Source organism: Agromyces capsici (assembly GCF_058349965.1).
Genome location: NZ_JBYRET010000001.1, coordinates 346346 through 359387, shown reverse-complemented (window position 1 = coordinate 359387; position 13042 = coordinate 346346). Strand labels below are relative to the sequence as shown.

13 protein-coding genes are annotated in these 13042 nt (G+C 68.2%); 8 read left to right on the top strand and 5 right to left on the bottom strand.

Annotation, left to right across the window (positions count from 1 at the left end):
- The first annotated feature begins 195 nt into the window (after positions 1 to 195).
- The 3 genes from AC3RKB_RS01820 (at position 196) to AC3RKB_RS01810 (ending at position 3451) form a co-directional block, all read left to right on the top strand.
- On the top strand, positions 196 to 1254 hold the full coding sequence (locus AC3RKB_RS01820) for an alcohol dehydrogenase catalytic domain-containing protein (protein WP_491434265.1): 1059 nt from the start codon (positions 196 to 198) through the stop codon (positions 1252 to 1254).
- Positions 1255 to 1453: 199 nt separating this feature from the next.
- Positions 1454 to 2416 carry a helix-turn-helix transcriptional regulator gene (locus tag AC3RKB_RS01815; protein ID WP_491434264.1) on the top strand — a complete coding sequence of 321 codons (963 nt, stop codon included), beginning with the start codon at positions 1454 to 1456 and terminating at the stop codon, positions 2414 to 2416.
- A 72-nt stretch (positions 2417 to 2488) separates the two neighbouring features.
- The gene (locus AC3RKB_RS01810; protein WP_491434263.1) at positions 2489 to 3451 is read left to right on the top strand and encodes a helix-turn-helix transcriptional regulator; all 963 of its coding nucleotides are present in this window, start codon (positions 2489 to 2491) and stop codon (positions 3449 to 3451) included.
- A 21-nt stretch (positions 3452 to 3472) separates the two neighbouring features.
- Here the strand turns inward: AC3RKB_RS01810 and AC3RKB_RS01805 are convergent, their stop codons facing one another.
- Positions 3473 to 3994, bottom strand: coding sequence for an AAA family ATPase (locus AC3RKB_RS01805; RefSeq protein ID WP_491434262.1), 522 nt, complete (start codon positions 3992 to 3994; stop codon positions 3473 to 3475).
- Positions 3995 to 4103: 109 nt separating this feature from the next.
- Here AC3RKB_RS01805 and AC3RKB_RS01800 point away from each other — a divergent pair, with 109 nt between their 5' ends.
- Positions 4104 to 5405, top strand: coding sequence for a serine hydrolase domain-containing protein (locus tag AC3RKB_RS01800; protein WP_491434261.1), 1302 nt, complete (start codon positions 4104 to 4106; stop codon positions 5403 to 5405).
- Between the two features lie 32 nt (positions 5406 to 5437).
- On the opposite strand, the gene AC3RKB_RS01795 is transcribed toward AC3RKB_RS01800, so the two are convergent.
- Both AC3RKB_RS01795 and AC3RKB_RS01790 read right to left on the bottom strand, forming a co-directional pair.
- Positions 5438 to 6226 (bottom strand): PspA/IM30 family protein, encoded by a 789-nt coding sequence (locus tag AC3RKB_RS01795; protein WP_491434260.1) that lies wholly within the window; start codon positions 6224 to 6226, stop codon positions 5438 to 5440.
- A gap of 37 nt (positions 6227 to 6263) precedes the next feature.
- The gene (locus tag AC3RKB_RS01790) at positions 6264 to 6866 is read right to left on the bottom strand and encodes a hypothetical protein (protein WP_491434258.1); all 603 of its coding nucleotides are present in this window, start codon (positions 6864 to 6866) and stop codon (positions 6264 to 6266) included.
- Between the two features lie 274 nt (positions 6867 to 7140).
- On the opposite strand from AC3RKB_RS01790, the gene AC3RKB_RS01785 reads away from it, so the two are divergent.
- Positions 7141 to 7812, top strand: a complete 672-nt coding sequence (locus tag AC3RKB_RS01785; RefSeq protein ID WP_491434257.1) for a hypothetical protein — start codon at positions 7141 to 7143, stop codon at positions 7810 to 7812.
- Positions 7809 to 8423 carry a hypothetical protein gene (locus AC3RKB_RS01780; RefSeq protein ID WP_491434256.1) on the top strand — a complete coding sequence of 205 codons (615 nt, stop codon included), beginning with the start codon at positions 7809 to 7811 and terminating at the stop codon, positions 8421 to 8423. The genes AC3RKB_RS01785 and AC3RKB_RS01780 overlap by 4 nt, the downstream gene beginning before the upstream one ends.
- Here AC3RKB_RS01780 and AC3RKB_RS01775 read toward each other — a convergent pair.
- Both AC3RKB_RS01775 and AC3RKB_RS01770 read right to left on the bottom strand, forming a co-directional pair.
- Positions 8326 to 8805 carry a hypothetical protein gene (locus AC3RKB_RS01775; protein ID WP_491436732.1) on the bottom strand — a complete coding sequence of 160 codons (480 nt, stop codon included), beginning with the start codon at positions 8803 to 8805 and terminating at the stop codon, positions 8326 to 8328. The genes AC3RKB_RS01780 and AC3RKB_RS01775 overlap by 98 nt on opposite strands.
- Before the next feature lie 393 nt (positions 8806 to 9198).
- Entirely contained in the window at positions 9199 to 9549 is a 351-nt protein-coding gene (locus AC3RKB_RS01770; protein WP_491434254.1) for a hypothetical protein, read from the bottom strand.
- 153 nt (positions 9550 to 9702) lie between these two features.
- Here AC3RKB_RS01770 and AC3RKB_RS01765 point away from each other — a divergent pair, with 153 nt between their 5' ends.
- Complete coding sequence (locus tag AC3RKB_RS01765; protein ID WP_491434253.1) at positions 9703 to 11982, top strand: hypothetical protein; 2280 nt, start codon at positions 9703 to 9705, stop codon at positions 11980 to 11982.
- On the top strand, positions 11979 to 13040 hold the full coding sequence (locus AC3RKB_RS01760) for a hypothetical protein (protein ID WP_491434252.1): 1062 nt from the start codon (positions 11979 to 11981) through the stop codon (positions 13038 to 13040). Before AC3RKB_RS01765 ends, AC3RKB_RS01760 begins: the two co-directional genes overlap by 4 nt.
- Positions 13041 to 13042 lie beyond the last annotated feature (2 nt).

Below are 13042 nucleotides of genomic sequence, written 5' to 3'. Positions count from 1 at the left end.
CGATTGATACCAATACCCGGTAGGGGTATTACTCACACCGAACCGTACCTCACGTCCCGCTATTCCCACGACCCCGGTAGGATTTCCGAGGCCCGCGTCGCCGCGGCATCCGTCACGTCATCGCCGAGGGGGCGCGCGACCCGGCGCACGGTGCACCCGCTCGGCGGCACGGCCCCGTCATCCTGAGGAGGATCCGTGCGCGCCGTCATGTACCGCGGCTTCGGCGACCAGCCCGAGCTCGTCGAGGTCGATCCCCCCGCCTGCCCGCCCCGCGGTGCCGTCGTGCGCGTGCGCGCCACGGGCCTGTGCCGCAGCGACTGGCACGGCTGGATGGGCCACGACGACGCGATCGCGCTGCCCCACGTGCCCGGGCACGAGTTCGCCGGCGAGATCGCCGAGCTCGGCACCGAGGTCGACGACACGAGCGGATGGCACGTCGGCGACCGGGTGACCGCGCCCTTCATCTGCGCCTGCGGGCGCTGCGAGGAGTGCCGGTCGGGCAACGAGCAGGTCTGCGACGCGCAGCGCCAGCCCGGCTTCACCCACTGGGGATCCTTCGCCGAGTACGTCGTCGTCGACGAGGCCGAGCTCAACCTCATCCGCCTGCCCGACTCGCTCGGGTTCGTCGAGGCCGCCTCGCTCGGCTGCCGGTTCGCGACCGCCTACCGGGCGATCATCGCGCGCGGCCGGTTGCAGCCCGGCGAGCAGGTCGCGGTGCACGGATGCGGCGGCGTCGGCCTCTCCGCGATCATGATCGCCGTCGCGGCCGGCGTGCCCGTCTACGGCGTGGACGTCTCGGAGGCGGCGCTCGCCGCGGCGGCCGGGCTCGGCGCCATCTCGGTCCAGGGCGGCGAAGGGGCCGCGGAGCGCGTCCGCGAGGCGAGCGGCGGGGGAGTCGATCTCTCGATCGACGCGTTCGGCAGCCCCGAGACTGCGTTCGCGTCGGTTCGGAGCCTCCGCAAGCGCGGGCGGCACGTGCAGGTCGGCCTGATGCTCGCCGACAGCGCGACCGCCGGGATGCCGATGGACGCGGTGATCGCGGGCGAGCTCGAGATCCTCGGCAGCCACGGCATGGCCGCGCACGAGTATCCCGACATGCTCGGCGCGGTGGCATCCGATGCGTTCCGGCCGATCGAGCTCGTGGGTCGCACCATCGCGCTGCACGAGGTGCCGGAGGCGCTCGCCGCGATGGGGCGTGCGGGCGGCGCGGGCTCGGGCATGACCGTCGTCGAGCTCTCTGCGCCCACGGCGTAGCCCTCCGGAAGATCGCGCGGCGGGCCGGCGCCGGTATTCCCCCGATCCCGGCGCGGACCCGCCCGCGGCCTCAACCCTACGGACCGCCGGCGGGGGCGGCGAATCCTACCCGGATCCGTACCGATACCGGATACCGGCCTCCGGCACGTACACTCGTGCTCACTCGGCGCGACCCGCGCGCCGACGTGAGGAAAGCGGAATGTCCGGACTGGAACGGTCCTCGTTCGTCACGAACGATCCCGAGTCGGCTCGGCAGGCGTTCGCGCCGCTCGTGCCCCGACTCGAGTTCGGCCGCATCGATCCAGACACCTTCCGCGTCCGCATGCGATCCGACGTCGTCCCCGGGTTCGCGATCGTCGACTACTCGTTCGCCGCGTCCGCCGCGGTGGAGGCCGGCGCCGACGACGTGCTCGTCGTCTCGGCGCAGGGCCGGGGCATCGACATCCGCCACGGCCGGGAGGAGATCGACGTCGCACTCCCGTACATCAACGCGACCGAGGACGTGTCGGCGCGCTGGGAGGCGTTCGCGGCGCGCGCCACCGTGCTGGACCGGTCGCGGCTCATCGAGGTCGCGCGCATGGCGTCGGGCGAACCCGGCCACGACCTGGAGCCCATCGCGCTCGGCGTGCGATCCGCCGAGCTCGGCCGCCACTGGAACGCCGCGATCGCACGCGTGCAGCGCGCCATCGCCGCCGCCCCCGAGGCCTTCGACGAGCCGATCGTCCAGGAGGCCGCCTTCAATCGCCTCGCGGTCGCCTACCTGCACTCGTTCGACCTCGGCTGGGCCGGCCCCGGCGGGCGCATGGTCCCGGTCGGCGCGCGTTCCGCGGTCGTCCGTGCGGCGCTCGACCACATGCATGCCAACGCGGCGACGCCGTTCACCGTGCAGCACGTCGCGGACGCGGTGCACATCTCCACGCGCGGGCTGCACGCCGCGTTCGTGTCGGAGACGGGTCGCCCGCCGTCGGAGCACCTGCGCGCCATCCGCCTCGCCGGGGTGCGCGATGAGCTGCGCTTCGCCGAACCGGGTGAGAGCATCGCCACGATTGCACGGCGGTGGGGGTTCGTGCACCTCTCGCGGTTCGCCGAAGCCTACGAGCAGGCGTACGGCGAGTTGCCGTCGGCCACGAGGTCCGTCCGCCGGCGGCGATCCGCGACCTGAGCGCGCTCCACGGCATCGGCACGTATGCTGTGCTGACCCGGCGCGGCGTACGTGCCGATGATTGGACGCGCAGTGCCCGGACTCGACCGGTCCTCGTTCGCGACCGCCGATCCGGAGGCGGCGCGCGAGGCCTTCGCCCCCTTGGTGCCCCGCCTGCGGTTCGGGCGCGTCGACCCGGGGGCGTTCCGCGTGCGGATCCGGACGGATTCGGCCGCGTCGTTCGCCGTGTTCAACTACGCCTTCACGGCTCCGTCGGCCGTGGAAGCGGGCGCCGACGAGGTCCTCGTGGTGACGGGGCGGGGTCGCAGCTTCGAGGTGCGGCACGGCCGGAAGGCGATCGACACCTCCCGACCGTACGTCAACGTCGCTGAGGGGGTGTCGGCGACCTGGGAGGACTTCTCCGCGCGAACGGTCAGGCTCGACCGCTCGCGGTTGGAGGAGCTCGCACGGATGGGCTCGGGCGAACCCGACCTGAGGCTCGAGCTCATCGGCCTCGAGGCCCGCAGCGCGGCGCTCGGCCGGCACTGGAACGCCGTCGTCGACCGGGTCGCCATGGCAATCGACGCGGCTCCCGAGGCCTTCGAGGAGCCGATCGTCGCCGAGGCGGCGTTCAACCGGCTCGCCGTGTCGTACCTCAATGCCTTCCATCTCGCCTGGACTCGCACGGACGGGCGACTGGTCCCCATCGGTGCGCGGTCCCGGGTCGTGCGCGCCGCGCTCGAGTACCTGCACGCCAACGCGGCGTCGCCGATCACGGTGCAGCACGTCGCCTCGTCCGTCCACATCTCCAGCCGCGGCCTGCATTCGGCCTTCGTCGCGGAGACCGGCCGGCCGCCGTCCGAGCACCTGCGCGCCATCCGACTGGAGGGCGTCCGCGACGAGTTGCGATTCGCCGCGGCGACGGACACGATCGCCGTCATCGCCCGTCGGTGGGGGTTCGTGCACCTGTCGCGGTTCGCCGAGGCGTACGTGCGCGAGTACGGCGAGCTTCCGTCCGCGACGAGGTCGTCGCTCAGGCGGCGACCGGCGGCGTGAGCGGCCGCGGCGGCCGCAGGCTCACAGTCGCGAGAGGATGAAGTCGGCCCGCTCGTCGGGCCCGACCGCCGGCACCCGCACGAGCGGGATCGGGAGCGCCGAGTACACCTCGAGCAGCAGGTCGTGGATCCGTCGCTGGGCGTCTGGATCCTCGGTGCGCGCGTAGTCGCGGTGCAGGGGCAGCAGGCTCAGGATGAAGACCTTCCGGTACCGCAGCCGGCCGAGCGCCTCCAGGAGCTCGGGCGCCGGATCCAGTCCGAGGAACCGGTAGTACGCGAGCGAGTCGGGCAGGCCGCGGTCGAGGAACACGACCTCGTCGGGATCGAGCTGCGCCTCCTGCTCCAGCTGCATCGCGAGCACGTTCCGCTGGAACTCGACCTGCCGCGACCGGATCTCCTCGACGGACCGCCCGCCGAGCCGCTGCAGGTCGATGTAGTGGCGGGACTGCTCGATCGCCGTCCGGTAGCCCCTCCCGCGCAGCACGTCCACCGTCGTGGTCTTGCCCGAGCTCGGGCCGCCCGTGATGACGTACCAGTTCGACACCGCGCCTCCTTCGGCGGCCGATGGCCGGATGCTACCAGCCGGGCTTGTCGCGGGGGCGCTGAAGGTACACGATGATCGAGAATGCGTCGCTCGCGAGGTTGGGGGCCGGATGGCGCACACGACACGGTCGACGATGGCCGGGCGGATGACGGGACTCGCCGTGATCCTCGCCGCCGCGCTCACTGCCTGCACGGCGCCGGCCGATCCGGGCGGTCCGAGCGCGACCGCGACTCCGACTGCGGCTGCCGAGGCGTCGTGCGTCGCCTCGCCGGACCAGGTCGCGAGCGCGGAGCTGCCCGCCGGTGCCACCGACGACCTCGACGACGGGCTCGCCGACGAGCTGCGCACCGCAGCCGAGGACGGCCTGGCCCTCGCGTCGACGGCCGGCGCGATCGTCGCCGTCCGGACGCCGGAGGGGACGTGGGTCGAGGCGTTCGGCGAAGCCGACCCGCGGAGCGGTACGCCGATGGCGGCCGACCAGTACCTGCGCATCGGCTCGATCACCAAGACGTTCACGGGCTCGCTCATCCTGCAGCTCGCCGAGGAGGGTGCGCTCGGGCTGGACGACCCGATCTCCGACCACGTCGACGGCGTGCCGAACGGCGACGACATCTCGCTGCGTCAGCTGATGGACATGACGAGCGGCATCCCCAGCTACTCGCTCGATCCGGCGACGGCCGACCGGTACCTCGCCGAGCCCGAGACGGTGTGGACGCCCCAGGAACTGCTGGACGCCGCGTTCGGGCTCGACCCGCTCTTCGAGCCCGGTGCGCAGTTCAACTACTCGAACACGAACTTCATCCTGCTCGGCCTCGTCGTGGAGGAGGTCGCGGGACGCCCGTACCCCGAGGTGCTGCGGGAACGGATCCTCGACCCGCTCGGGCTCGACCACACCTCGTTCCCCGAGACCTCCGACATCCCCGACCCGCACCCCACCGGATTCAGCCTGCAGGGCACGCCCGACGACTCGCAGGAACCCATCGAGGCCACGGATTGGAGCCCCACGTTCGCGTGGACCGCCGGTCAGCTGATCTCGACCGCCGACGACCTGCTCGACTACGGGCGCGCGCTGGCCACGGGTCAGGGCCTGCTCGACGAGGCGGCGGCCGTCGATCGGCTCACGTCGTTCCCGGGCGAGGAGGGCTACGGGCTCGCTGTCGGCTGCATCGCGGGCTGGGTCGGGCATACCGGCGAGATCCCCGGCTACAACACCTCGCTGTTCCATGACACCGCGAACGACACGACCGTCGTCGTGATGACCAACAGCGACATCCTCTCGGGCGACTGCTCCGTGTCGAAGACCCTCGCCGACGACCCGCGCACCGCGTCGTGCATGGCGCCGGCGACGCGCATCTTCGTCGAACTCGCCGATGCGCTCGGACACCCGTTCACGCCGCCGCCGGCCCAGTGAGGGTTCCTTCCGGTCGTCCGGCCAGCCGAGGTTCAGGACGTGGGCGGACCCTGCCCGATGCTCAGCCACTCGCCGGCGTCGTCGGCGCCGCCGGCGCCGCTCGACCGACGGCCGGCGGATGCGCCATCCGTGCCCTTCATCTCCTGGATCTGCCGATCGATCTCGGCCTGCGCGCTGAGCGCGGCGAGCTGACGTTCGATGTCGGCGTCGGGCGGCGCGGTGAGGTCCTTGAGCGCGCCGCTCGCGAGCAGCTCGTCGGTGGCCGCCGCGCGGGCCTGCATCTGCGCGACGCGGTCGCGGGCCCGGTCGAGGCTCGTGCCCACGTCGTTGATCGTCGCGCCGATGCCGGCGACCGCCTCGTTCGCACGCACCTGCGCCTCGGACGCCGTGTAGGTCGCCTTGATCGTCTCCTTCTCGATGCGGAAGGCCGCGATCTGCTCGGAGAGCTGGCGCTCGCGCTGCTCCAGTTGGGAGGTCTGGGCCTGCATGCCCGCGTACTGCTGCTGGAGTTGCGCGACCTGGCGCTCGATGAGCGACCTCCGCTCGAGTGCCGCCCGGGCGAGATCCTCGCGCCCCTGGCTCAGCGCCTCCTGCGCCTGTCCGCCGAGGCGCTGGTAGCGGGCACCGAGCTCCTGACCCTGCAGGTCGACGCGCTTCTTCGCCGTCGCGACCTCGGCGAGCGCCTGCCGCACCTGCTGGAGCAGCTTGACTTGCTGGTCGTAGCTGTCGTCGAGCATCTCGCGCGGATCCTCCATCTTGTCGAGCGCGCGCGAGGTCTTGCTGCGGAAGATGGATCGCATCCGCGAGGTGTTGTCGCTCATCGTCGGGTCCCTTCTCCGGGTGGTCTCAGGTCGGGTCTCAGGTCGTCGGTCGGATGGTGCGCTGGCGCACGTGGAGCGCGTCGCGCTGGTTCAGCGTGCGCAGCTCCTGCACGCCGGCGTGCAGTGCGGCGACCTCGCGGTCGACGTCGGCGTGCAGCGCCTCGATCGCGTCGTCGGAGACCTCGCCCAGTCCGGCCGCCACGGCGCCGCGGAGCCGCTTCACGAGGTCGGCGACCTGGTCGACGCGTCGATCGGCGGTCGCGAGTTCGGTCGCGAGCGCCGCGACATCCGTCTCGCTCTCCATCAGCCGCAACTGCAGGTCGAGCGCCTCGCCCTCGTGCTGGATCCGGCGGAAGAGCCGCGCGACGTCGCCGTGGGGCCCGTCGCCGTGCGCGGCGACGTCGACTGCCGCGCGCCCGCTCTCGAGCGCCTCGCGCAGCCGCACCCGCAGCTTCAGGACCCGGCCACGAGGACCGGTCGCGACGCGAGCGCGGGTCTTCAGCACCGCGCCGCCGACGGCGCGACTCCGGCGGATCCGCCGGAAGACCGCCCGCAGCACCAGGATCGTCGTCGTCACCGACAGCGCGACGATCAGGAGGAGGGCGAGCAGCACTCCGAAGATGACGTCCAAGATGACCACCCCCACCTCCGGAGGCGCTTGCCACGTGCCGACGATCGTCGTCGGACGCGGAGCGGCCGCCGGGCCGAAACGCGATATAACGCAAACTTACGCCGGGTTCGCCGGAAGCGTGAGCGTCTGAGGCGAATTCGCAGCCGTACCCGTGCGCCAGACGTCGGCGACCCAGGCGGTACGGCTGCCCGCCATCGGGAGGCAGGGCCCGCCCCGATGCCCACCGGACGCCCCCGCCATAGACTGACCGCACCTGCTCCGTCGAGATCGGGGGTGCGTCGACATGGTCGTCACGCGGGTCGAAGTGCACGGGGGTCGAGCGGATGCCGCGGCACGGCGTTCGCCGACCGCGTCCGTGCTCGTGGGTGCCGCATGCGGCCTCGTCTGGGCGGCGGCCTTCCGCGGGTACATGGCCGAGATCGCCGGCGGTGCCTCCCGGCTCGAGTGGTACGGCACGTTCGTCGGGATCCTCGGCGCCGGCCTGATCGCCGGAGCGCTGCTCGGGCTCGCGGAGTACTTCCGTCGTACCGGCGGACGTCCGCATTGGCGCTGGCTCGCGCTGGCCCCGCTGGCGTTCGCGATGCTGCCGCTGACGATGCCCGGCGCGCTGGTCGCCCTCCTGACGGAGGGGCTCGGCGGCGGCGCCGTCGCGATCGCGCTCGTCGGCGTTGCAGGCGGGTTCGCCGTCTCCGGGCGGGGGCCGCTCTGGGCTCGCATCCTCTGCGGCATTCCCGCCCTCGTGGTCGTGGTGGGCATCGTCGCCAGCGTCCCGGCCGTCGGCGGCATCCGCCTCGCCCTCGACCAACCCAGGGGCGCGTGGGTCGCAGTGCTGGGTGCCGGATGCGTCGTGCTGCTGTGCCTCGCGAACTCGATCCCGTTCCGCCGCATCGAGGGGGTCACCGCTGCGCGGGGCGCGCCACCGGTGCACGCCGAGGCGGACGGCGCGGCGCGATGATGCCGCGCGGGGCGGCGACCGCAGCCGGTGCTCTGCTCGGGCTCACCTGGGCGGCAGGATTCCGCGAGTACATGGCCTCGCTCGTCGGCCCCGAGTCGAAGGTCACGTGGTACGGCACGTTCGGAACCATCCTCGCGCCCGCGGCTGCCACCGGCGCCCTCTTCGGGTGGGCCGAGCACCGTCGTGCGGTCGGCGACGACCTTCCGTACCGTCGTGCGATCGCCGCAGCGCCGCTCGCCATGGGCGTCCTGCCCCTCACCCGCCCCGGTGCGGTGGCGACGCTTCGGAAGACCGGCGAGGGCAGTGCGGCGAGCGGCGTCGCGCTCGCCGCGATCGGCGGCGGCTACGCCATCGCGGGCCGCGGGCCGGCGTGGACCCGGGTGGCCACGGGCGTGGTGGCGACGGCCATCGCGATCGGAGCCGCCGCCAGCGTGCCGTCGATCGGCGGGGAACGGCTCGCGTTGTCGAAGCCGAGCGGGGCCCTGACCGCGGCGCTCGGCGCGGGGTCGGTGCTCACGCTCGCACTCGCGGCATCCGTGCCGTTCCGCGGACGCGGACGCGGACGCGAACGCCCACGCGGATCCGGACGTGAGGCCGGCCCCGAGTCGTGAGGCGAACCGGGACCCATGGCAACGCATGCGGAAACGTGCGGGCGGGACGTCGCATCCAACGAGAAAACCCCCGGTCTCCCGGGGGTTTCACTTGTGGCTCCGACCGGCATCGATCCGGTGACCTTTCGATTTTCAGTCCCCGCGGATGCCGCGGAATCTCGGGGGCCGGGAATGATAGCCCAATGAATCCGGGGTATTCGGCGGCAATGTGATTGTTGCGACTTCCGAGGGTGTCCGGGTGGTCGGTCCGAGGATCCGTTTCCCGGTCGGTGAGGGTCTGCTGGAAGAGGGGAATTGCCCGGCCCAGGTCGCCGGCGGACTCGTACGCGTAGGCGAGGTTGTTGCGGCTGAGGAGGGGGTTGGGGTGATCCGGCCCGAGGATCCGTTCCCGGCCGGTGACGGAGGCGGGTCACCAGTCCAATGTTCGAGGGTCGGTCCGTCGGCCCAGGAGCCCCGGTTGTCGATCAGAGGTTCCCGCTAGAGCCGACCCCGATGGTATGTCGGCGGAGAAGCTCAGTCTGTGAGGAGATCGGTGCTTCGCTCATGGTCTCGAACACTGCCCAATAGGCGCCGGGCGCTCCGGTGAGGGCACACCGCCTAGCTCACCTGTATTGTGTGCCTCATGCATCCGTGGGGGGAAATGCTAGAGCGGGCTCAGCGTCTGAGCCTGTCGGGAGATTTCGACGAAGCAGATTATCTAATCCGACAGACAATAGGCGAGTGTCCCAGTGAAGCGTTGCTTCGCTTGCAGGATCGGATTGGCACCGCTATCAGCTCATTGCCTGATGCCCGCCATGCATCGCTCTGGAAACTCCAGGCAGTTCGGCTGGCGCGGCTCCGTTCGCGAGAGCCAATGCCGGAACCGGAACAGGAAGATCTCGATTCCGGTCGATCGTCCGGCAGCGGTCCCGCGGACCAGCGAGCCTCTCATGAATCGCCCGCGTTCGTCGCCGATTTCGCCCGAGATGTGAATGCTGACTTGGAGGCAGCGCACGTCACGATTGCGGCTTTGGTGCGCCGCGTTCAGATGAACGAAGCTCAGGAAGTTGCGGCCAAGCTCATTGACTCTCTCTCGGACACGCAGACCCTCGAGCTCGGTGAGCGGCTCGATGAGCTCGCAGTGCACTTTCATCCAAAACGGGCCCGTCAGATCGAACTACGGGCTCAGACTCGTCGGAGGTCGGCGGCTCGCGCTCATGTTCAACAGTCCAGCGAACACCCTTCGCGTCCCGCATCTGAGGTGCCCGCCCTAGATTCTCTTCAGCCCGACCGGCCTCCTATGTCCCGGGCAAACCCCGCAGGTACAGGCATCGTCGACGGCGACAATGATGTTCCGCCAGCGTCATCGACGGTGGTGGGCTCGATACCGACACCGCTCGGTGACCCCGTGCTGGAGCCACTCCACTCGGATCGAATTGCCTTTCTGCGCAAGGTCTTCATGAACGACCTTGACGAGCTCAGCAAGTATCACATCTTCCAATGGGCTACGTTCTATCGGAATTCGCTCCTCGCGTACTTTCAGGAGTTTCTCGCCGACATTGCGGCCTACCCTGACGACGCGTCCGAGACCCTTGACATCGTGAGGTCATGCTTGACCAACCATGGTCGCGAGATATTCACCAAGGGATACAATCACTCGATCAGGAATGGAATCGATCACGAGTCCGCCGTGATGAAGGCGCTTGGAGGACTTCAGAGGTTCCTAGACTTGCCGCTCGAGTTCTATCTCGCCGAGTTGCAGGCTGGCGATGGTAGCGCATACCCTCGCTCCGTCCGACAGCTGTGTTCCGCGATGATCAGTGGCATTCTCCGAGGCTATGCTTATGCCGACTTCGGAGGAGCTCGTGGCGGCGCTGACTTGCCTACATATCCGCGTTGGTGGGCATTCTCCGTGCCGCTCATGACCGCGAGCGACCTCGGCGAAGTAGTTCTGGCGCTGGACCCTGGTCCATTCTTGACCGGGGTTGATGACTCCATGCGGCCGCTAGCTGAGGTGCTCGATCGTCTTGTTAATGATGATCCGTTGTCGGCGCCGCTCCCGTCTCGCTCGCTATATGCGCATCAGTCCCGCAGGTTTGATGTCGCGCTACAACTCCCCCTAAGCCTCGAAATGCGGGAAATAGAGGTCCAGTGCTACCTCTCAGAGCAATTCGTGAGTGTGGCTGACATTGAGGATGCTGTTGCGCGAGCGGTAGGTGTCGTAATCGCACCCCTCCGAGCCGACGTCCGTGCACACGTCCGGGTTGTGGATCGGCTCTCCACGATCGTCGTCTCTACCGTTGGGGGCAGTAGCGAAGACGTTGCCGCGAGGCTCCAGACCAGGCTTGCGAATCTTGCACACAAGCACGAAATCAGCAATGCGGACCAACCGATTGCATACAACTACGCCGCTGAGTTCCCCCTTGAGGATCCCGAGATGCTCAAGTACAACCTCGTCTACCGCGGAAGTGTGCGGAGGCTGATGCACACCCACGAGCGACGGAATGGCATTCGACTTTGGTGCAGCGTCCGGAGGAGTGGAAAGACCACCGCCAGCATTAAGGACCTCGGCCCGGACACCGAGCAGTCGGTTCTAATTTCACAGACTTGTGAGGATCTCGGGCATTCCGACCAGCAGCAGGGGCGGGAGAGAGGGGCTCTCTTCCGAGAGATCAAGGACGCTCTTGACGCAGGCGAGCGCCTGCACGACGAGTTTGTGATGCGGGCGATCGAGCGATGCCTACCGAGCGCCGGCGCAATCGATGGTCGAGTGGTACTGGTTCTGGACGAGTACGAGACGCTTTTTCGTGAGATGCGGATCGCGCTAGAGTCTCGGCCGTCTTCGCGATACATGGTGGTGCAACCCTTGCTCAACCAACTCGTGGGTTTCGCGCGCGCCAATCTGCTCATCCTCATGGGTCAACAGCCGGACGCCCACTACATCCTCCTGGATCAGAATCAGCTGAGTCCGCTCGTGCAGCAGGATTCCTTTCCTTTGTTTCCCTATAGCCAGAATGCGCACGAATCCAGCGAGTTCTTCGAACTAATGCGGAAGGTCATGACTCCACATGTCAAGTTGGATCCAGGATTCGTCTCGTTAGTTCACCGGGAAACGGCCGGGCATCCGTATCTGACCGTACAACTCATGCGGGCGTTCTTGGATTGGCTAATCCTCAATAGGAGGCCCATGTCCACGTTGGCCCCACTTCGACCAGAATTGTTCGAAGAGTTTTCTCGCACTCAACTGACGCTCAAGAACATCGCGCTGCGGGAGAAGGACTTTCGGCTCTTTATCAACGCATCCAAGAGCCACCTCTCCAACAGTGGGCGGCGGATGGATCCATGGCTAGCGTCGGTTTACACAGCCCTACGGGCTCTTCGCCTGGAGTCGCCCGAAACACTCAGCCTCGCAGTTGACGACTTTGCGGAAATATTGCCGGGCCCACAGGACGGGAGCACCAACTACAGTCTGCTTTCGACCGGGAGCCATGCAAACTTCTTCACGTACGACGGCGAGTCCGTGAGCCCGAAGATTCCGCTCCTCGCACGTATCGCCGCGTCAATCGTCGTTGGCGCATGACTGATTCGCACTTCTCCGATCCACATCCCGACTTGATCGCCGATCACCTCGCAGGAATGGTTTCGACTCGGCAGCACGAACTGTGCGTCTACTGGATGAAGGTCACTGGCGAGCGTGACGAGTACCGACGCGCTCTAGCCGGCCGGCTACGGTCGATAGACACGGTGGTCGTGGTTGTTCGTGGCGATGGGTTTAGAAATCCAAACTCTTTGATGGTCGATCTCACGAATACCATTAACGCCAATCGCCAGTCATTTATCGATGTGCTTGGCAGTCGCGCGGATCGAGCTCCAAAGGCTGTGGGGGTACTTCTACTCGCGAGGAGCGAACTAGAGATCCCCCAGTCGTCCTCTCCGACGGTCTGGCCTGAATGGGTCCCACACGTCGGCGGGCGAGAAGTCCTATGCCACATCGAGGACATCACGCGTGAGTTGGCCATCTCGCTGGGTGCAGAGCCAATGGAATTGTCGCGGGTGAACCAAGCGCTGCATGGGCTCGAGCGGGCGCTGATCCGACGACTGATGAATGTCGCAGCCGTGTTTCCGCGGTCACAGGACGATCTTCAGCAGTGCCTAGGCAGAGGAACGGACTCCGCTGGTTGGAGTGGGTTCCTCGAGAAGGCGAACACAAGTTCTCGCTCCGCGGATCCGGATGTGTTTAGACCGGCGGTGAGGGATGGAACCTACGTGACTGCCCGGATTTGGGGCGTGGCGACGGATGACCGTCGGCGGGGAGTGCTAGAGCTAGAAAAGAGTCTGGGGAGTGCGCTGGTTGTTCGCGATATCGATGTGCCTGAGTTCTGGCGGCCCACGATCTTTACCGTGCTGGCGCGAAAGAGCGATGGGAAAGCGAATGAGGGTTCACGCTCGCAGTTCCTTAGGGACATGATCTTGACCATCTCGACTTCTTGCCAACTCATTACCGCGGCGCATCATGCAGTCGAATATCCGAAGTATCCGCTCCACCTCGCCCGCGCGCTCTCCGACGAACTCCGCGGCGGTCTGGGGCGCACTGAAGCCGCGATAAATCAGTTGCACGAGGCATCGCCTCCTACTTAGCC

What these genes read in the sequence shown, in the direction of transcription:
- AC3RKB_RS01815 (WP_491434264.1), top strand. Translation starts at nt 1,454, where the DNA reads ATGTCCGGACTGGAACGGTCCTCGTTCGTCACGAACGATCCCGAGTCG.
- AC3RKB_RS01800 (WP_491434261.1), top strand. Translation starts at nt 4,104, where the DNA reads ATGGCGCACACGACACGGTCGACGATGGCCGGGCGGATGACGGGACTC.
- AC3RKB_RS01795 (WP_491434260.1), bottom strand. Translation starts at nt 6,226, where the DNA reads ATGAGCGACAACACCTCGCGGATGCGATCCATCTTCCGCAGCAAGACC.
- AC3RKB_RS01785 (WP_491434257.1), top strand. Translation starts at nt 7,141, where the DNA reads ATGGTCGTCACGCGGGTCGAAGTGCACGGGGGTCGAGCGGATGCCGCG.
- AC3RKB_RS01780 (WP_491434256.1), top strand. Translation starts at nt 7,809, where the DNA reads ATGATGCCGCGCGGGGCGGCGACCGCAGCCGGTGCTCTGCTCGGGCTC.
- AC3RKB_RS01765 (WP_491434253.1), top strand. Translation starts at nt 9,703, where the DNA reads ATGTCCCGGGCAAACCCCGCAGGTACAGGCATCGTCGACGGCGACAAT.
- AC3RKB_RS01760 (WP_491434252.1), top strand. Translation starts at nt 11,979, where the DNA reads ATGACTGATTCGCACTTCTCCGATCCACATCCCGACTTGATCGCCGAT.